Origin of the sequence: Frankia sp. CcI49, from assembly GCF_001983215.1 — a bacterium.
Taxonomy (GTDB): domain Bacteria; phylum Actinomycetota; class Actinomycetes; order Frankiales; family Frankiaceae; genus Parafrankia; species Parafrankia irregularis.
On sequence record NZ_MOWP01000015.1, the window covers coordinates 324,565 to 344,239 of the forward strand.

At 71.6% G+C, this 19,675-nt stretch carries 13 protein-coding genes; 4 read left to right on the forward strand and 9 right to left on the reverse strand.

Annotation, left to right across the window (positions count from 1 at the left end; translation table 11 throughout):
• Window positions 1–31: 31 nt before the first annotated feature.
• On the reverse strand, window positions 32–1,756 hold the full coding sequence (locus tag CcI49_RS44140; RefSeq protein WP_076827165.1) for a tetratricopeptide repeat protein: 1,725 nt from the start codon (window positions 1,754–1,756) through the stop codon (window positions 32–34).
• A gap of 242 nt (window positions 1,757–1,998) precedes the next feature.
• On the opposite strand from CcI49_RS44140, the gene CcI49_RS14685 reads away from it, so the two are divergent.
• Together CcI49_RS14685 and CcI49_RS14690 are read left to right on the forward strand one after the other, a co-directional pair.
• Window positions 1,999–3,372, forward strand: a complete 1,374-nt coding sequence (locus CcI49_RS14685; protein ID WP_054569356.1) for a hypothetical protein — start codon at window positions 1,999–2,001, stop codon at window positions 3,370–3,372.
• A gap of 83 nt (window positions 3,373–3,455) precedes the next feature.
• Window positions 3,456–4,556, forward strand: coding sequence for a transporter substrate-binding domain-containing protein (locus CcI49_RS14690; RefSeq protein ID WP_054569355.1), 1,101 nt, complete (start codon window positions 3,456–3,458; stop codon window positions 4,554–4,556).
• 37 nt (window positions 4,557–4,593) lie between these two features.
• Here the strand turns inward: CcI49_RS14690 and CcI49_RS14695 are convergent, their stop codons facing one another.
• The 4 genes from CcI49_RS14695 to CcI49_RS14710 form a co-directional block, all read right to left on the reverse strand.
• Window positions 4,594–5,913: a VWA domain-containing protein gene (locus CcI49_RS14695; RefSeq protein ID WP_054569354.1), complete on the reverse strand. Its 1,320-nt coding sequence runs from the start codon at window positions 5,911–5,913 to the stop codon at window positions 4,594–4,596.
• Window positions 5,914–5,955: 42 nt separating this feature from the next.
• The gene (locus CcI49_RS14700; RefSeq protein WP_054569353.1) at window positions 5,956–8,184 is read right to left on the reverse strand and encodes a serine/threonine protein kinase; all 2,229 of its coding nucleotides are present in this window, start codon (window positions 8,182–8,184) and stop codon (window positions 5,956–5,958) included.
• A gap of 113 nt (window positions 8,185–8,297) precedes the next feature.
• Complete coding sequence (locus CcI49_RS14705; RefSeq protein WP_054569352.1) at window positions 8,298–8,906, reverse strand: FHA domain-containing protein; 609 nt, start codon at window positions 8,904–8,906, stop codon at window positions 8,298–8,300.
• Window positions 8,906–9,505 (reverse strand): hypothetical protein, encoded by a 600-nt coding sequence (locus tag CcI49_RS14710; RefSeq protein WP_054569351.1) that lies wholly within the window; start codon window positions 9,503–9,505, stop codon window positions 8,906–8,908. The genes CcI49_RS14705 and CcI49_RS14710 overlap by 1 nt, the downstream gene beginning before the upstream one ends.
• Before the next feature lie 289 nt (window positions 9,506–9,794).
• On the opposite strand from CcI49_RS14710, the gene CcI49_RS14715 reads away from it, so the two are divergent.
• Complete coding sequence (locus tag CcI49_RS14715) at window positions 9,795–10,709, forward strand: TIGR03564 family F420-dependent LLM class oxidoreductase (protein ID WP_076827383.1); 915 nt, start codon at window positions 9,795–9,797, stop codon at window positions 10,707–10,709.
• A 52-nt stretch (window positions 10,710–10,761) separates the two neighbouring features.
• Here CcI49_RS14715 and purU read toward each other — a convergent pair whose 3' ends face one another.
• The 3 genes from purU to CcI49_RS14730 form a co-directional block, all read right to left on the reverse strand.
• Window positions 10,762–11,634, reverse strand: a complete 873-nt coding sequence (gene purU, locus CcI49_RS14720) for a formyltetrahydrofolate deformylase (protein WP_054569349.1) — start codon at window positions 11,632–11,634, stop codon at window positions 10,762–10,764.
• Window positions 11,631–13,958, reverse strand: a complete 2,328-nt coding sequence (locus tag CcI49_RS14725; RefSeq protein ID WP_076827167.1) for an FdhF/YdeP family oxidoreductase — start codon at window positions 13,956–13,958, stop codon at window positions 11,631–11,633. Before CcI49_RS14725 ends, purU begins: the two co-directional genes overlap by 4 nt.
• A 361-nt stretch (window positions 13,959–14,319) precedes the next feature.
• Entirely contained in the window at window positions 14,320–15,450 is a 1,131-nt protein-coding gene (locus CcI49_RS14730) for an SGNH/GDSL hydrolase family protein (protein ID WP_076827169.1), read from the reverse strand.
• A gap of 736 nt (window positions 15,451–16,186) precedes the next feature.
• On the opposite strand from CcI49_RS14730, the gene CcI49_RS14740 reads away from it, so the two are divergent.
• A complete protein-coding gene (locus tag CcI49_RS14740) occupies window positions 16,187–17,377 on the forward strand; it encodes an ABC transporter substrate-binding protein (RefSeq protein ID WP_241840067.1) in 1,191 nt (396 codons plus the stop codon).
• Window positions 17,378–17,467: 90 nt separating this feature from the next.
• Here CcI49_RS14740 and CcI49_RS14745 read toward each other — a convergent pair whose 3' ends face one another.
• Window positions 17,468–19,588 carry an MMPL family transporter gene (locus tag CcI49_RS14745; protein ID WP_076827176.1) on the reverse strand — a complete coding sequence of 707 codons (2,121 nt, stop codon included), beginning with the start codon at window positions 19,586–19,588 and terminating at the stop codon, window positions 17,468–17,470.
• Between the last annotated feature and the right edge of the window lie 87 nt (window positions 19,589–19,675).

Below are 19,675 nucleotides of genomic sequence, written 5' to 3' on the forward strand. Positions count from 1 at the left end.
GGCGGTGGCGGCGGCGCGAGGCCCGATCAGCTCACGGAGCAGGCGCGGCGGCCTGCTCTGGCGCGGCGGCCTGGTCCTGGTGGATCCACCACTGCAGCGCCGCCGCGGTGCGCAGAACGTCGGGGTGGCCGGCGCCGAGGAGCCGGCAGCGGTCGGCCCAGACGTTCTCGCCGATCGTGCGGGCCTCCTGGTAGCGGCCGAGCCGGCCCAGGTAGACGGCGAGGTTGAAGGCCGCGGCGAGGGTGTCGGCGTGGTCGGGGCCGAGCGTGCCGCGCCGCAGCCTGAGGGTTTCCTCGCCGAGATCGCGGGCGTGCTCGTGCTCGTCGAGGGCGCTCAGCACGACCGCGAGGTTGAAGGCCGTGGTGAGGGTCCCGGCATCGGCGGGGCCGAGGATGGCGCGGCGCCGGGCGAAGGTGTCCAGGTAGAGGTCGCGGGCACCGCGATGGTCGCCGAGCGCGGCGAGGTCGGCGGCGAGGTTGTGGGCCGTGGCGAGGGTGTCGCGATGGTCGGGTCCGAGGACGCGCAGGCGCCGGGCGAGCGTGTCCTCGTCGAGGGTGCGGGCGGCCTCGTGGTCGCCGACGTCGCTCAGCTCGCTGGCGTCGCTGTGCGCCGCGGCGAGGACTTCCGGATGGTCGTCGTGCCGGGTCCGCTGCTGGCTGGTGCGGGTGCCGCCGGGCTGGCTGGTGCGGGTGCCCCCGGGTTGGCTGGTGCGGGGGCCGCGGGGCTCGGGGTGCCGTCGCGGCCCGCCGTGCGTGACGATGGTCCGCTGGCCGGCGGTGTCCGTGGCCGTTCCGCCGGGGACGCCGGATCCGGCGGTGGCCCGGACGGCGTCGTCGAGGTGCAGCGGGTGCCCGACACGGGTGAGCCAGCCCGGGCCGAAGGCCTCGGCTCCGGCCCGGGCGAGGGCCAGGGAGAACTCGGCGGCGCTGGCGTAGCGGTCGGCCGGGGACCTCGCCAGCGTCCGCATGATCACCGTGGCGACGGGGGCGGGCACGTCGTCCAGCGGCGGTGGGGGGTCCTTGCGCTTCTGATAGCGCAGCAGGCCCCACTCCTTTGACCCGTCGTAGGGGGCGCGGCCCGCGAGCGCCTGGTAGAGCACGGTGGCCAGCGCGTACAGGTCGGTCGCCGGGCTCAGTCGGTCGCCGTTGAACTGCTCGGGCGCCATGTACGCCGGGGTGCCGGCGAGCCCGCTGGCCGCGGCGCCCGATCCGTCGAAGAGCTTCGCGATCCCGAAGTCGCCGACCTTCGGCGTTCCGTCCGCGGCGAACAGGATGTTGTCGGGCTTGATGTCGCGGTGCAGCAGGCCCTGGGCCTGGCCGCCCGGCCGGTGGATGTAGGCCAGCGCCGCGGCCACCGCGAGGCCGACCGCGCAGACCTGCGTCGGCCCGAAGCCGACCTGTCGCTGGGTCAGCGTGCCGCCGGGCAGCAGCTCCATCACCACGAGGCACAGGTCGTCGGTCCGCCTCGCGTCGTGGACCCGCACCACATGAGGATGGTCGAGCTGACCGAGCAGCTTGGCCTCGTCGGTGGTGTTGCCGCGCAGGGTCTTGGCCGGCAGCACCTTGACCGCCACCGGCCGGTCCATCTCGCGGTGCTGCGCGGCCAGCACGGCCCCGAACGTTCCCGAGCCGAGATGCTCACCGAGGACGTAGTCCGGCAGCGCTCGGGCGACCTGCTCCCGGTCGTAGATCACCGCACACCACCGTGACCGCGCCGCCGCCCGGCCCGCCGCGCTGCCCACCGGCCCGTCGGCCACATGATCGTTCCTCCGTCGTCACACTGGCGATCCGCGATCTCCAGCCAGGGATATGCCAGACGTACCACGGGTCCCGGAGGGGAACACCGCCGACTGCGCGGATCACCGAAATCTTCGCAGGCTCTCCTGGCCGTTGTCAGGACGGCATCCAGCGGACAGATGTCTGCGAACACGGCCTATTTCGGTGGCGGTGCGGACCAGACGCATCGCGGAGAATATATTCCCGGATTGTGGCCAGTTCTGTGCAGCGCGTGGCACTCGCCGGGGCGGCGGCCAGCCCTGTGGTCTCCCGGTGGAGCCGAGCCGACACACCGATCCGGCTCCGCGGAACCGCCCTTTTCGTCGTCGGCTGGCTGCTCGTCGCCGGGACCGCGATGATCTTCGCGGCGTCCGTGCGCGGCGACGCGCTGGCCGACGCCAGGAACCGGGCCGGTGAGGTCGTCATCGAGGCCCAGCTCGTCCGCAGCAAGGTGTCGAGCGCCGACGCGGCCGCGGCCGCGTCGGTGTTCGCGCACGTGGCGCAGACGGACCCCGTTCACGACACGCCAGAGGAGAAACGGGCCGCGTACGGCACCGCGGCCGACCGTTCCACGACCAACGGTGACATCACGGCGGCCGCGGCTGGAGTGGTTGAGATGCGGCAGCTCGGTGTCGAGGGCTGCCCCACCGGCGGCCCGTCGGTCAGGGGGGAGTGCGCCGACACCCTGCTGAAAACGCTGGGCGAGCTGATCCCACAGTACGTAGGCCTGGTGAACACCGCCCAGGCCTACGTACGGACGGGAAGCTCGACCGCGGAGGCGTATCTCCGCAGGGCCTCCGACCTGGCTCGGCAGGAGATCATCCCGCGGGTCGACAGCCTGATCGGGATCGCGGGGAACGAGGTCGACGCGGACTTCCGCACCGCGACCGACGGCCGTGTCGACCTGCTTCTCGTCGTGTTGGTCGCCGGCGGCGGGACGGTGCTGCTTGGGCTGCAGGTCTATTACTCCCGACGCAGCCGCCGGGTTTTCGAGATCCGGCTGGTAGCCGCGACCGGGTGTGTGCTGGCGGCGGCCAGCCTGTTCGGTGCCAGTGCTCTGCTCCAGGAATCCAGGGCGAGCAGCAGTGTGAACGAAGGGTACGTCCCGATGACGACACTGTCGCAGGCACGGGTCTTCGCCTCGCAGGCCCGCGCCGACGAGAATCTGGCGGTGCTGTCGCTGGGCGTCAACGATGATTCCGAAGACGACTGGGACAACTCGCTCGCCGACCTCAGCGAGGCCATGACCGTCGAGGAGTTGCCGGCGGAGACCGTCAGCCAGATCAGGAGCAACATCGCGCGCTGGCAGCGGAATCATGATGAGGTCACCAGAGCTCTCTCCGGAACCGGCACGGAGTTCCTGAGAGCGGCGCGGCTGACCGTCGGCGAGGGCGCGACGGCCTTCGCGGATCTCGACAACAGTTTCGAGACCGCGGTCAGCGCCAGCACCGGGAGATTCCAGGCGCATATGGCTGCCGCCAAATCGCCGGTGCCGACGGCCCTGGGCTGGGCCGCCGGCTGCATGCTGTTCCTCGCGGCGATCCTCGTCCACATGGGGATGCGGCACCGCCTGCAGACCTACCGGTTCCAGCGGTGAACACCACTGGCGCTCCGACCCCTGCCCCGGCTCCACCCCGGGGCCGATGGGCACGTGGTGGCGGTCGCTCCCGCCGTCGGTGGGTGTCCGCGCTGGTGGTCGTCGTGGCCGCCGCCGTGCTCGGTGCCTGCGGGACGACCGGTGCGAGATTCCCGGCGGCGATTGAGCCACGGCCCGCCGCCACCACCACCAGGACAGCCGATATCACGGTTACGGGCACGGGCACGGGCACGGGCAGCGGCGGATCCGGCGCGGCGAAACCCTGCGCGGACGGGCACCCCGTTCGCTGGAGCCCGGCTCCGCCGGCGTCGATGCCCTCGCCCGGAGCCTTCCGCCCCGGCTCGATCATGGACGATATCTGGCGAAAGGGCGACCTGACCGTCGCGATCGTCACCGACGCTCCGCCCGCGGGCTCGATGAACTGGACGGAGCCCACGCTGGAGGGCTTCGACGTCGACATCGCCGGCGCCATTGCCACCGCCCTGTTCGGTAGCGGGGGAAAAAGCAAGATCCGGTTCCGCGCGGTGACGACGAAGGACCGTGCCGGGCTCCTGGCGGACCCGAACTCAGGCGTGGATATCGTCGTCGCGACCTACACGATCACCTGCGAACGGAAGGAAAAGGAGAACATCCTGTTCTCCGGGGTGTACTTCGAGTCGCGCTTCGCCCTGCTGGTTCCCGCGAAGGCTGGCTTCACGACGCTTCGCGACTTCGCGGGCTACACGGTCTGCTCGACCGAGGGCGCGACCTCTGTGCAGAAGCTCGAGGACGCGGCCCGCAGTGCGTTGGCCCCGGGCGACCCGCCGCTGACAATCACCCTGCGCCCCCGCGCCGCCGACTGCCTCGTCGCGGTGCAGCAGGGCGAGGCGGACGGGGTCGCGACCGACGACATCATCCTCGCCGGAATGAAGGCACGGGACCAGTATGTGGATCTGCCCCCCGGCGGCGTCACCGCCGCGGGCGACGACCTGGCCGAGCCTTACGGCGTCGCGCTGCATCGCAGCCATCTCGATGACCGGAACGCGAACAAGTTGCGCGATGAGGAGTTCGTCCGGTTCGTCAACGGCGTCCTGCGGGACATGATGACCAGCGGGGCGTGGACGGCGAGCTACCAGACCTGGTTGAAGCCCACGGAAGAGATCGTCACCCCGCTGGCCCAGAACCCCGCCTGGCCGGAGGGGTGACCTTCCCGCCTGTGCGTGGCCGTCAGTCGACGGGTGTTCAGCCGATGGGTACGGTCCAGCGCGAACGCAGCTCGTTGATGTTGAGGTTGTGCGCGCTCACGTCCTCGCGGATCCGCACCCTGCCGGCGGCGGCGTCGATGACGGTGAGCAGCCCACGTTCCAGCTGCTCGATCCTCTTCTGCTCGCCCGCCTCGTACGCGAGCTGGACCGCGCGGCCGAGGTGCTCGGCGGCCAGCGCCAGGTCGTGCTCGCTGTACGCGGCGACTCCGCGGCGAACGGCCTCGCCGTACCCCACCAGCCCCGCGTACCTGGCAACCTCCCGGTTCACCACCGAGTAGCTGGCGGCGTCCTCGGTCCACAGCGCGAAGATCTCGCCACTGGTGTCCGTGGCCGTGTTCGTGGCCGTGGCGCTCGTACCGCCGGACCTCGGCCCGACGTGGACGATCGTGACGCATCCGGCCAGGCTTGCGTCGCCGCCGCCGTCGTCATCGCCCGGGTCCTGCAGGCCGCCGATGCCGATCTGGTAGTCCCGCTGCTCGTTGCCCCAGTCGCCGATGGGGAAGTCGAACGTCTGGGGGTCGTCGGGATCCGGCACCCCGGTCAGGGCCTGGATGGTCGGTGCGACCTGCTTGACGTACCGGATGTGGGCGCCGAGGGGAACCCAGACCTGCAGCCGTACCGCGCTGGCCGCCCGGTCCGCCGCCGCCGTGACCAGGTCGCGGAAGTCGCGCTGCAGGTCGCCGCCGGTGGGCGTGTCCAGGGACGTGCCCTGGAGCCGATCGGAGATCAACAGCAGGTCCTCGGCCTTCCAGTCGACTCCGATGCCCCGGCAGTCGCAGCGGAAATGACCTTCGCTGTGGCTGACCGTCGCCTCGAGCTCCTCCCGGGGGGACTCGTTGTAGCCGTCGGTGAGCAGGACCGCCTGCCGGATCGTCGCTTCCGGGTGCTGGTCGAACACCTCCCGGGCCCGGGTCAGCCAGGTGTCCATCGCCGTCCCGCCCTGGGACCTGAGCCGGCGGATGGCCGACCTCGCCGCCTCGCGGGTCTCCGGGTCGGCCCTGGCCAGGCCGGTGGGCGGGAAGACGGCCTCGGCCTGGTGATTGCCCGCGATGACGGCGAAGAGGGTGCCGGCGGGGAGGGCCTCGACCGCCGCCCGGGCCGCCGCCTTCGCGGCGATCTGCCGGTCGGGCACGGCTCCCATGGAGCTCGAGACGTCGATGATCAGCACGATGGCCCGCTGCCCTGGGATGGCCGCGGCCCCGTCCGTGCGGGCCCGCACGGTCACGATGGCGTCGATCTCGGTCTCACCCGACGGCAGGAACTGGTTCTGGGCGACGGCGACCTCGAAGGTGATCAAGTTGGTCCTTCCTTGCGTGCAGGTCTGCGCACCGCGCAGGTCTCAGTACCAGGTCCAGCGGCGGATCCGGTTCGCCTCGTCGACGAGCCGAACCCGGGTGCGGCGGTCCTCGGTGTGGCTGGCCAGCTCCAGCAGCGTCTTCTCCACCGCCAGGCGCAGACTGTCCGGATCACAGGGGTGGCCGAGAACGGTGCCCGTCGCCGGGAGGGCGCCCGCGGCCAGCAGGGCACTCGCGACTCGGAAGATCCTCAGCCGCAGGCCGAGCCGCCGGGGCGCGGTCATCTCCCGCTCGCCGTTGCGGAGCAGCCGGCAGGCCCGGTCCAGGCGTTCCTCCGCCAGCTCCATCGACCGGTCGCGTGGGGTCGAGGTGTCCAGCTCGGCGGTGAGCGAGGTGACGAGTGACTCGACCATGCGGGCGCGGGCCTCGGGATGGAAACGCGACGTCTCCGGCACCCGGGCGTACGCGGCGATCCGGTCGGTGGGCTTCGACCGGCAGCGGGCCAGCCCGAAGGCGGCACCGATCGCCGACCGATCCGCGACGGAGACGACGTCGTAGTACTCGGCCGCGCGGTCGTGGTCGCCGGCACGTTCGTAGGTGACGGCCAGCGCCAGCCGGGGCGCGAGCTCCCCGGGAACAGCGGAGAAGACCCGGTCGAACGGTTCCGCGGCGTCCGCGGGCTTCCCCTCGGCGAGGGCCACCAGACCTCGGTACCAGTCCACCCGCCAGCCGGCCGGCCGCGACGGGTCGTTCAGGCCGCCCCGGGCGCCACCGTCCCGGGCGACCTCCTCGAGCAGGTCGCGGGCCTTGCCCGGCCGACCGGCGTCGAGCTCGAAACGCACCCGCCGCAGCTGTACCTCCGCCGTCATCGGCGTGAGCTCCGCCAGCATCCGGGCGATGGTGGACGGATCACCGTCGGCCGGGATCGCGGCGAGCGCCGCGGCGGCCGGGTCATCCGGATCGACCTGCGGGCTGGGGAGGATGGCGTCCGGTGGGGGGTCGTCATCCTCGCCGGTCAGGTAGGGCATCGGGGTGAACCGGCGGCTCAGCGGCGGCGGCAGGGCGCGATCGATCTTCCGCCGGGAGCCCTGCCTGGCGAGGATCTCGTGGGTGACGCCGAGCACCTCGTGCTCCAGCTCGGCGATGTCGGTGAACCGGGCGGCCGGATCCTGCTCGGTGGCTCGCAGCAGCAGCCGGTGCAGCGACTCGTGGTCGCGGAACACCTGGTGCTCGTCGCGGGCCGGGAGGCTGTGCCGATGCTCGCCGGTCAGGCCCCAGCCCGTGCCGAGGAGAAGAACGGCGAGGGTCCGCCCGACGGCGTAGATGTCCGAGGCGACCGACGGGTACGCCCGCGGCGCGGAACCGGTGCCGCCCGAGGCGTGTGCGTCGTCGATCTCGGGTGCGCGGAAGCCCGGCGTGCTCAGATAGGGCGAGACCAGGTCGTCGGCCCGGCGTGCTCCGCCCAGGTCGATCAGCGTGATGGCGTCCGACCTGACCATGACGTTCTCGGGTTTCAGGTCGCAGTAGACCAGGCCGCGTTCATGCAGGTAGCGCAGCGCGGGTAACAGCTGCTGCACGTGACGTGTCGCGTCGGCCGGGTCCAGCCGGCCGTTCTGGTCCCGTCGCATTTTCTCCAGGGAATCGCCGCGGACGTAGTCCATCACGATGTATTCCGCGCCGTTGTGCGTGACGAAATCGCGGATACGGACGATGTCGGGGTGCTCCACGGCGGTGAGGAACACGCGCTCGCGTTCCGCGGCTATTCGCGCCTGGGTGTCCCCGGTGTCGAGCAGGCCCTTGAGGACCACCCAGATACCGGACCGCTCGTCCTTCGCCGCGTAGATCCAGCCCTGGCCGCCGCGGGCCATCCGGCCGAGGATCCGATAACGGCCCTCCACGAGGTCGTCGGTGCGCAGCGCCAGTGTCGTCGGAGCCGGGGAAAGGGGATGCCCGCAGCCGGGGCAGCGGCCGTCGGCGACCGCGGCGGCGCCGAGACTGTGGCCGCATCCCTCGCATCGCCAGTCATCCGGCGGAACCCGTTCGTCCGAGATGACCGGCGGTGGGCCGGAGGCCGAGTCGTTCGCCACCGACGGCGGCCGGGTCCGGTCGATCGGGGCTTCCCACCGATCGTGGGGCGGTGGCCGGTCGCCTCTGGTTTCGCGCTGCCGCTCCGGCGGGTGCCCGCAGACGGTGCAACGCCCACGCGGCCCGATGATCCCCTTGCCGTTGCAGCGCGGCCGGACGCAGGCGACGCCGGATGGCTCGTTGCTCATGGCCGAGGTCCCCCGGACATCGCCAACCCCCGAAATCGTTTCGACCTGGTGCGGAGAGTCATAGCAGAGGAGGTCCTTCCTGAACCACCCAGGGCGYGGCGGCTCGCGCGGTGTCAGGCGCGGGTGGGGCGTTCGCTGCCCTCCGGGCTCGGCGGGGCCGGCGGATCCCAGCTGTGGCGGACGGTCACCCTGGTCCAGGAACCGAGGAAGAACTGGTCACCGTCGCGCAGCCAGACGGACTCCTCCCGGCCCAGCCTCGGGTGGCCGGGCTGCAGCCGGATGCCGTTGAGAGAGCCGAGGTCATGCAGCAGGTACCGCCCGTCGTACTGGAGGTCGAGCTGTGCGTGGGACGCCGACATGCCCGGGTCCGGCGGGGGCTTCACGAGATCGACCCCCTGGGTGCGAAAACGCGATGACGGGCGCGAGCCCAGCACGACGACCGCGGCCCGCAGCGGCGCGATGTGGATCGGTGGCGGGGGAGTGGGAAAGACCGGATCCTGCCTGAGCGAGTCGTAGTACCCGCGATCGGCCTCGATGTGCAGCTCCCAGCGCCTTCTGCGGAAAGGAACCAGCCGGGGCGGCTGCGGCGGGCGCGGGGGCCGGGGCGGGTTGCCGGTGGCGAACTCGAACCGGCAGCCGAGGCAGAACGGCTCCTCCTGCTGGCGCGTGGTGCCGCAGACCGGGCAGCGCGGATGGCGCAGTGTCGCGGGCGCGTCGGGCATCAGCGCGCCCCGGGACCGGCGGGCGCATCCGGTGCGTCCGGGCCGTGCCGGTTCACGGCCGCGACGTACTCCGCGACCAGCCGGGCAGCCGGGCCCAGGTCGACCGGTGGCCGACCCAGTGCCTCCTGCGCCGCGGCATGCAGCCGGAACAGCTCCGGTTCCTCGGCGACGCCGAGCTGGCCCGCCTTGACCTGGAAGCCCTCCAGGCGGTGGCGCAGCTCGCTCATGAGCGCGGTCGACTCCCGGATGACCCTGTCGTTGGTGTCGACCATGGTCTGCACGATCTCGCGAGTGCTCTCGGCCCGCAGCCGCCAGGCGGCGATGCCGGCGGCGACGTCCCTCTCGTCGCGGCCGGCCTCTCGCGCGGCCCGCAGGTCATCCAGCCAGGGCCGCAGGCCGGACGGGCCGTCGAGGCACTCGGTGTCGGCGAGCTCGACCAGACCGGGTGCGGCGACGAACTGGCCCTCGGCCTGTGCCGCGAGCGCGGAACCGCTGCGCGCGAGATACTCGATGTCGGCCATTGTCCTGGTGAGCGCGCCCAGGTCGTCAGCGCCCAGGTCGTCGGCGGGCAGCTCGTCGCCGGTGCGTCCATGGAACATCGACAATCCCCCCGTCTCCGCCCGCGATTGCTTTGTGTGGAAAGCCGTTTTCGGTATCACGGCGTACCCCGCGCTGACGTCCGGATCATACTTTGGGTGAACTGCCCCCGGGCGCGCCTCCTGTGGAGCGATGTGGGCGCACCGTGTACATAGTGGTGCGTCGGCGGCGGTTATCGCGGCATCTTGGGTGGCTGGTGTGCTGTGTGCTGCGGGTGGCGAGACGATCGGGAACGGAACTGGAACCGGCACGGACACGACGGCGAGACGATCGGCGACGGACGGAGTCATCATGCGTATCGGTATCACCCTCACGGATTCCCGCGGACCGGGCGCGCTCACGCGGCTGCGCGACGAGCTCGCCGACGCGGCGGCGAACGGTATGCAGTCCGCGTGGTTGTCGAACATCTTCGGGCTGGACGCACTGACCGCCCTGGCGGTCGCCGGCAGCCAGGTACCCGGCATCGAGGTCGGCACGGCGGTCGTGCCGACGTTCCCGCGCCATCCGGTGGCGCTCGCGCAGCAGACGCTGACCACGGCACTCGCGGTGGGCGGGCGACTCACCCTGGGCATCGGGCTGTCGCACCGGATCGTCATCGAGGACATGCTCGGCTACAGCTTCGACCGCCCGCTGCGGCACCTCTCCGACTATCTGGACGCGCTGCTGCCGCTGCTCGACGGCGAGCCGGTCGACGTCAGGCGCGAGACGGTACGGGCCGTCGCCGGCCTCACCACGCCCCGGGTGGGCCGGGTACCGGTGCTGGTCGCGGCACTCGGGCCGAAGATGCTGCGGCTGGCCGGCGCCCGGGTCGACGGCACCGTGCTGTGGATGACCGGCGTGTCCACGGTGCGTGACCACATCGTGCCGACGCTGCAGACGGCCGCGTCCGAGGCCGGGCGGCCACCGGCCCGGGTCGTGGCGATGCTGCCGGTGGCTGTCACCGACGACACCGAAGCCGCGCGGGAGCGGGCCGCCCGTGAGTTCAAGGTGTACGGAACGCTGCCGTCCTACCGGGCCATGCTCGACCGTGAGGGGGTCACCGGCCCGGCGGACATCGCGCTGATCGGTGACGAGAAGTCGGTGCGCGCCCGGATCGAGGAGTTCGGCGATGCCGGCGTCACCGACTTCGTCGCCGCCGCGTTCTCCGGCCCGGACGCCGCCCGCACCCGTGCCCTGTTGGGCGAGCTGGCCAGCTCCCAGTCCTGACCAGCTCCGAGTCCTGACCAGCTCCGAGTTCTGACCACCGAGCCGAAACGGCTCAGTGCAGGATGACGGTCTTCCCGTCGCTGAGGATGATGCGGTTCTCGGTGTGCCAGCGCACGGCGCGGGCCAGCGCCCGGGTCTCCGCCTCGCGGCCACGGGCGGCGAGCTGGTCCGGGTCGAGGGTGTGGTCGACCCGGATGAGCTCCTGCTCGATGATCGGGCCCTCGTCGAGGTCCTCGGTCACGTAGTGGGCGGTCGCGCCGATGAACTTCACCCCGCGGGCGTAGGCCTGGTGGTAGGGCTTCGCGCCCTTGAAGCTCGGCAGCATCGAATGGTGGATGTTGATCGCCCGGCCGGCGAGGTGCCCGCACAGGCGCGGGGAGAGGATCTGCATGTAGCGGGCCAGCACGACCAGGTCGACCTGCTCGGCGCGGACGAGGTCGAGCAGGTCGGCCTCCGCCTCGGCCCTGGTGGCGGGCGTGACCGGGAGGTGCCGGAACGGGGCGTCGAAATGGCGGGCGATGCCGCCGAGATCGGGGTGGTTGGACACGACCGCGACGACGTCGAGGTTCAGCTCGCCGATCGACGTCCGGAACAGCAGGTCGTTGAGGCAGTGCGCGAACCTGCTGACCATGATGACCGTGCGGGTGCGATGCGCGGTGTCGGCCAGCCGCCAGGTCATCCCGAACCGGGCGCCCAGCGGTGCGATCCGTGCCCGCAGCTCGTCGAGGTCGAGCCGGGAACCGTCGATGTGGGCGAACTCGACCCGCAGGTAGAAGGTGCGGGTGGCGGCGCTGCCGAACTGGTGGCTCGCCACGATCGTGCACTTCTCGTGCAGCAGCAGCTCGGCGACGGCGTGCACGATGCCCGGCGTGTCCGGGCAGGACAGCAGCAGCACCCCGTGCTGGGCGCCGGCGGGCGCGGTCACGAGGCCCCCGGATCCGGCGCCGGCCGTGGCTGCCGTGGCTCCAGCCGGACGACCAGGGATTTCGAGGTGGGGGTGTTGCTGCGCCGCGCGGTGCTGTCCAGGGGGACCAGGACGTTGGTCTCGGGGAAGTAGGCGGCGACGCAGCCGCGGGCGGTGGGGTAGGCGACGAGGCGGAAGTCCTCGGCGCGGCGTTCGACGCCGTCCGCCCAGACACTGACGATGTCCACCCGGCCTCCGTCGGACAGCCCGGCGGCGGTGAGGTCGTCGGCGTGGACGAAGACGACCCGCCGGCCCTGGCGAACCCCGCGGTAGCGGTCGTCGAGCCCGTAGATGGTGGTGTTGTACTGGTCGTGCGAGCGGATCGTCTGCAGCAGCAGGTGACCGGGCGGTGGGCGCAGCACCTCCAGCGCGTTCACCGTCAGCACCGCACGCCCGGACGGCGTCGGGAAACGCCGGCCGTCCCGCGGCGGGTGGGGCAGCCGGAACCCGCCGGGCTCGGCCACCCGCCGCTCGTAGTCGGCGAACCCGGGGATCACGGYCGCGATGTGGCCACGGATGCGTCGGTAGTCGGCGGCCAGGCCGGCCCAGTCCACCGGCGTGGTGGGCCCGAGGGTGGCGGCGGCGAGCCCACAGACGATCGCGACCTCGGAACGCAGCGCCGGCCCGGCCGGCATGAGCGTGCCGCGGGAGGCGTGCACCTCGCCCATGGAGTCCTCGACCGTGACGAACTGCGGGCCGGCCGGTTGGACGTCCAGCTCGGTGCGGCCGAGCGTGGGCAGGATGAGGGCCTGCTCGCCGGTGACCACATGGGACCGGTTGAGCTTGGTGGAGATCTGCACGGTGAGCCGGCAGCCGCGCAGCGCCGCCTCGCTGACGGCGGTGTCGGGCGCGGCGGCCACGAAGTTGCCGCCCATCCCGACGAAGACCCCGACCCGGCCGTCGCGCATCGCGCGGATCGTGTCGACGACGTCGTAGCCGTGCCGGCGGGGCGGGGTGAACGCGAACTCGGTGCCCAGCGCGTCGAGGAAGGCGTCCGGCATCTTCTCCCAGATGCCCATGGTGCGGTCGCCCTGCACGTTGCTGTGCCCGCGCACCGGGCACACCCCGGCGCCGGGCCGGCCGATGTTGCCGCGCAGCAGCAGGAAGTTGACGACCTCGCGGATGGTGGCGACCGAGTTCGCGTGCTGGGTCAGGCCCATCGCCCAGCACACGACGATCCTGTCGGCGGCCAGCACCCGGCGGGTCAGCTCGTCGATCTCGGCGTCGGTCAGACCCGTGGCCGCCCGCACCTCGTCGTCGGACAGGGTGCGCAGGTGCGCCGCGAAGGCCTCGAAACCGGTGGTGTGCTCGCGGAGGAAGTCGTGGTCGAGCACGGTGCCCGGGTTCGCGTCCTCCGCGTCCAGCAGGCGGCGGGACACCGCCTGGAACAGGGCCAGGTCGCCGTTCAGCCGGATCTGCAGGAACTGGTCGGCGAGGGTGGTGCCCCGGCCGAGGACGCCGGTGGGCCGCTGCGGGTTGCGGAAGCGCAGCAGCGACGGCTCCGGCAGCGGGTTCACCGCGACGATGCTGCCGCCGTTCCGTTTGACCTTCTCCAGCGAGGTCAGCATCCGCGGATGGTTCGTCCCGGGGTTCTGCCCGACGACGAGCACCAGGTCGGCGCTTTCCAGGTCGTCGAGGGTGACGCTGCCCTTCCCGATCCCGATCGTCTCGACGAGGGCGGCCCCGGACGACTCGTGGCACATGTTCGAGCAGTCCGGCAGGTTGTTCGTCCCGAACGCGCGGACGAACAGCTGGTAGGCGAACGCGGCCTCGTTGCTGGTCCGACCGGAGGTGTAGAAGGCGGCCTCGTCCGGGCTCGTCAGCCCGGTCAGCTCGGCGGCGATGATCCCGAACGCCTCGTCCCAGCCGATCGGCTGGTAGTGGTCGCTACCGGCCGGCCGGAACATCGGCTCGGTCAGCCGGCCCTGCTGGCCCAGCCAGTAACCCGACCGGCCGGCGAGATCCGCCAGCGAGTGGGTGGCGAAGAACTCCGGCGTCAGCCGCCGCAGCGTCGCCTCCTCGGCCACCGCCTTCGCGCCGTTCTCGCAGAACTCGGCCAGGTGGCGGTGCTCGTGGTCCGGGTCCGGCCAGGCGCAGCCCGGGCAGTCGAAGCCGGACGTCTGGTTGAGCAGCCGCAGCGTGGTCACCGTCCGCCGGACGCCCATCTGGCTCCAGGCCTGCCCCAGCGCGTGGGAGACCGCGGGCAGCCCCGCGGCCGAGGCCGCCGGGCCACGTACGGACAGCTGCTCGTCGCCCGGATCCGCACTCACCGGTCCGCGTGCCACGGTGGCCCACCTCCACAAGGTCTTCGGAGCGGGACCGAACCCGGCCCGGCTGATACCCGTCGCTTGGCGAGCCGTGACATCGTACGAGACCCGCGCGCGCGGACCCGGGTGCCGCGAGGCGCACCGAACGTATTCATTGCTGACCGGTTCCGGTCCGCGCTGGCCCTTGCGCGAGGCGCGGTGCCCAGATCTGGACACTGCGGGTTGGATGAAATGCGCGCTCTGTGGGTGGGTGSGTGCCCTGCGACGTGACGTGGTGCGGCGTGGTGCGGCGCGGCGCGGCGTGGTGCGGCGTGGTGCGGTGCGGTGCGGTGCGGCGTGGTGTGGCGTGGTGCGGTGCGGCCGTCGGACGGTGGCGTTGCTACTGGGCGATGGCGGTGCCGGAGGGGCCGGCCTGGCCGGTCATGTTGCCCTTGATCGGGACGACCCGGTACTCGATCCTCAGCCCGGCCGGCAGGGTGCCGGTCGTCCACGTGTTCGTCCCGGGCTTCGCGGCCAGCGCGTACGGCAGCCGGTAGAACGTCTGCTCACCGTAGGAGAGCACCCGCTGCTCGACGAGGTAGGCGGTCGCGCCGGGCGTCGCCGCCCAGGTCAGCGTGTGCTGGCCGGGTTTCCCGACGGCGGTGACCGCGCGGCCGGTGCCGGGCCACGGCACGGTGCCGTACAACGGGCCGAACGTCGTGCCGATCCCGAGCTGTGCCAGGGCGTTCGCGACCGCGCTGGCGATCACGAAGTCGCCGGTCGGGTTCGGATGCGACCCGTCCCAGGTGTGCTGGTAGGGGTTCCAGGCGGCGTAGTCCCGCGCGACGACCACCTTGGACGTCGAGGTCTGCCAGTTGCCGACCTGCTGGTCGAGCAGGGTGTTGTAGGCGGTGGCCTGGGCCTGCAGGTCGCGCCCGCCGACGTAGTCGGAGCGGTCGAGGACCTGGGCGACGACGACGTCGATGTCGGGGTTGACCCGGCGCGCGTTGTTGATCAGTGCCAGCATGTCGTCGGCGGCCTGCTGCGGGGTCGAGAAGTAGGTGAGGTCGTTCGCGCCGAGTGCCACGATGAGCACGTCGGCGGGGGTCGCGCGCAGCAGGCCCTCGACGGCGTCGCGCTCGGTCCGGGTGGCGTCGCCCCAGACGGCGTGGTGGTCGCGGTCGAACCAGGCGTCGACGTAGTCGTTCGAGCCGGCCGTGTTGGCGGTGTTGTCCCAGACGTCGATACGGTCCCCGACGAAGTTGACGGCGCCGGGCGCGCTGAGGTTCAGGTGCTGGGCGAGCCGGTAACGCCAGGTGTAGTCCCCGGCGGTCTGGTGGGTGATCGAGTCACCCAGGATCATCACCCGGGTCTGCGCGGCGGCCACGGCCGCCGGGCTGGTCACAACCGTTCCGGCCAGCGTCACGGTGCCGGTGAGCACGATCGTCGTGCCGGCCACCCCGGCCGCCCTGCGGATCGGCTGCCGCAACCGCGCGCCGGGGCTGGGCTGGACGCGGCGGTGTCTGCCCACGCTCGTCTCACCGCCTTTCGCCGAATCGGGAGGGACGTCGCTGATCCTGGCACTGAGGCGCCTTCGCCGGCCGGCCGTCGGGCATCCGGCGGGCGGCAACACCTTCGGGTTCACCCGAAGGTGCCAGTCGGCCGCGCGGCGTGCACTGTCCCGGCTCGGTGTGGGCTGGCCGTCCGGCCCAGGCAGGTGACCCTGCGCGGCGCGTGACCGAATGCCGCGCAACTCGGCAAATAATCCGATTTGCCGAGTTTGGTCGCCCATGCTTCGGGTTTCCTGCCCGGCGATCCGGCGATCCGGCGATCCGGCGATCGGCGACGGGGTTTCCGTGGGCATGTTTGCCGAGGGTGACGGTCCGGGTGCGCGCGCCGGTGTGGTCCCGTTTGTTTCTGATAGTCGATTCGGTGATTCGGTAATCAGTAAAATCCGGCGTTCCGGGGTGCGTGGAGAACTGGGCTCGGTCTGCTGAATGCTGCCGAGTGCGCGACTTCGGCGTGCCCGAATCGAGAGGAAACTCACGTTGCCGCAGATCCTGCCGCCCCCACAGATCCCGCCGTCGTCACAGGTCCGACCAGCGTCCGGGAGGCTACCAGTTCAAAACGACAACCTTAGATTAACAGACTCGCCATCAATGCGCGGCGATTCGTCCATGCGAAATGGATCGCGAGCCGGCGCCGGCGCCGCGACACGGCGGCGGCGTGGCGGGGGACCTGTGCGTGCCCTGGCCGGCCGGTGCGCCGTGGCGGTCACCCTGCCGCTGCTTCTCGCGACGACGTCCGCCTGTTCGGGGAGCAGCGGTGCACCGGCCGCCGAGAGCTGCGTCGCTCCGGGAGTCACCGCGGACCAGGTGAAGATCGGCTTCGTCTACCCCGACACGGGCACGGATGCCGGTGCGTTCTCCGCGGCGCGCGGCGGGGTGGAGGCGCGGGTCGGTCTGGCCAACGAACAGGGTGGCATCAACGGCCGCGAAGTCAGCTACGAATGGCGCGACGACCAGATGTCGACGGAGACGAACCGCCGTGTCGTCGGCGAGCTCGTCGAGGATGTCAGTATCGCGGGGCTCGTCGCGACCAGCTTCACGATGAGCGGCTCCGCGGCCTATCTGGCCGAGCGGGGCGTCCCGGTGACAGGTGCGGGCACCGAGCCGGTCTGGTCCCAGTACGAGAACATGTTCGTGTTCGCCAACATGAGTGGTTCCGTCGACACCTGGGGGCGGTACCTCAGAAACAACGGGGGCACCCGGGCGCTGATCGTCATCCCGGAGAACGTCGCGTCGACGGCCATCTATGCCGATCGGATTTCGCTCGGCCTACGGGCGGCCGGTGTCGTTCCGGCGGGCATCGTGCAGTTCGCCGAGGCCTCACAGAGCCCGCAACGGGTCGCCGAGGCCTTCGCCGCCACCGACGCCGACGTGCTTGTCAGCATCATCGACCCGCCGGTTCTCGCCGGCATTCTCAACGCCCTGCGCAATGCCGGCGCGACGCTGCGGGCGACGCTCTCCGTCCCCGGCTACAACGCGAACCTGCTCGGCCGGTACGGTCCCGCGCTGGCCGGGGTGTCGATCATGAGCTATGTGACGCCGCTGGAGCTGGGTGGGCCCGCCGCGGAGCAGTACGCGGCCGCGATCGCCCACCACGCCCCGCAGGTGGGGAACCCGGAACAGGAGTTCACGATCCGTTCCTACATCGAGACGGACATGCTGCTGCGCGCGGTGGCGGCCGCGGGGGAGTGCCCCGACCGGGAGAGTGTGATCAGGGCGCTCGACGGAATGCGCGACTACGACGCGGGCGGGCTGATCCGGCCGACGGACGTCAGCGGTCGCCGCAGCCAACCGCAGAACTGTCTGGCCTTCGTCCGCGTCAACGACGCCGGTAGCTCGTTTGACGTGGTGGACCGCAAACTCTGCGGGAACGTGCTGCCAGCCCGGTGAGATACGACCCCTGCAAGCCCGCCACCTGACCGGACGCGAAACCCCGGCCCCGGCCTTCGGAGACAACACGAAGGCCGGGGCCGGGCTGTGTCAGCCATGCTCGACGACGCCGGCGCGCGGGCGCGGGGCCGGGTGGCCACCCCAGCGGGGCAGCCACCAGTTCGCCCTGCCCAGCAATGTCATGATCGCGGGGACCAGGATCATGCGGACGATCGTCGCGTCGAGCACGATCGCCGTCGCCAGCCCGAGGCCCAGCATCCGCACCAACGGCGACGGGTCGGCGACGAAACCCAGGAACACCACCGTCATGATCAGAGCGGCCGAGGTGATCACGCGCCCGGTGCCGGCCAGGCCCCGGGCGACTGACTCGACGTTGTCGCCGCTGGCGTCGTACTCCTCGCGGATCCGGGAGAGGAGGAACACCTCGTAGTCGACGGACAGGCCGAAGAGCACCGCGAAGAAGATCGTCGGCAGTGGAGAGGCGATCTGGTAGGTCTCCTCCAGGCCGAACACGCTCCCGAACCACCCCCACTGGAACACGGCGACGACGACGCCGTACGCGCCACCGATCGACAGCAGGTTCAACGCGGCGGCCTTCAGCGGCACCGCGATGGAGCGGAACATCACCATCAGCAGAAGGAACGACGCCGCCAGAATCGCCGCGATGAAGATCGGAAGGGTGTCGCTCAGCTGCCGGTCGAGGTCGTCGGTCATCGCGGTCAGGCCCGCGACCGCGACGTTGCCCGGGACGAGACCACGGACGCGGGCGAGTGTCTCCGAGGTCGCGTCGTCCGCGGGTGCAGTGGTGGGCAGCATCGACAGCACCGCCGTGTCGCCGTCGGGTGAGAACCGGGGATCACCGACCTCCGCGATGCCGGGGTCGGCTTCGACCCGATCGGACAGCACGGTGAGGGCGTCACGATCCACACCTGGGCTGCGCAGGTCGGCCACCAGCAGTAACGGCGCGTTGACGCCCGGACCGAAGCCTTCGGCGAGCAGATCGTAGGCCCGGCGGGCGGAACTGCTGCTGGGCGAGTCATCACCTGCGTCCGGGAAGCCCGTCTGCAGGCGCAGTGCGGGGGCGGCCAGCACGAGCAGCACGGTTACCGAGAGGATCAGATACGGCCACGGCCGGCGGGCGACCCGGTGAGCGAAGCGCCACCACACGGTGCTCTCAGGCGGCGAGTGGAGGCGGCGGCCCGGGACTCGGCCCGCGTCGACGCGGTCACCGAGCAACGAAAGCATCGCTGGCAGCAGGGTCAGCGCACTCGCTACCGCGCAAACCACCACCAGAGCGGTGCTCAGACCGACCGAGGTCAGGAAGCCCAGACCGGTCAGCGCGAGGGCCGCCATCGCGGCGACTACCGTCCCACCGGCCAGCACGACGGCGTTGCCCGAGGTCGCCATCGCCGCGGAGAGCGCGGCGGCGTTGTCCTGGCCGGCGCCACGGTTCTCCCGATAGCGGGCCACGATGAACAGGGCGTAGTCGATGCCGACGCCAAGACCGATCATCGCGCCGATCGTCGGTGCCGCGGAGGAGACCTCCAGGACGTTCGCCAGCAGCAGCACGCTCCCCAGCCCCACGGCCACTGTGATCAGCGCGAGCGCGACCGGGATCAGCGCGGCCACGATCGTGCCGAAGGCCAGGAGCAGGACCACCAGCGCGGCCAGCAGGCCGATCGCCTCCGCACCTGACGTAGCCGCCTCACCGTTGATGAACGCGGCGTCGCCGCCCAGCTCTGTCACGACACCCGCGTCACGCGCCGGCCGCATGGCGCCGCTTATCGCGGTGAGTGCTCCTGGACCGAGATCGGTCGCCGGCACATCGAACGTGATCTGGGCGTAGCCGATCCGGCCGTCCGGTGAGGTGGTACCGGCGGCGAACGGGCTGGCCACCGCGGCGACATGATCCACCTCCGCGATCCGCGCGACGGCGGCGGTGACGGCCGCACGGTGGTGGTCGAGTCGTTGGCCCGCCGGCACGGCGAACACTGCCTGCGCGCTGCCATCGGCGGCGTCGGGAAAGCGCTGCTCCAGCAGATCCGTCGCCTTCTCGCTCTGGCTGCCGGGGGCGACGAAGTCGTCGACGAACGACCCTCCGACCGTGCTGGCCAGGGCGAGGGCGAGGACGGCGGCGAATACCCAGGCCGCGACCGTGCGTCGAGGCCTGCGTGCGCTCGCTGCTGCGATGTGGCGGGTGAGCCGATTCATGGCTACCTCTCCTGCGAGATTCGGCGTGGTTCGGCCGGTGGCTCTGAGGGGCGGGACCGGCCGGGACCGCCCGGCGGCGGTGCCATG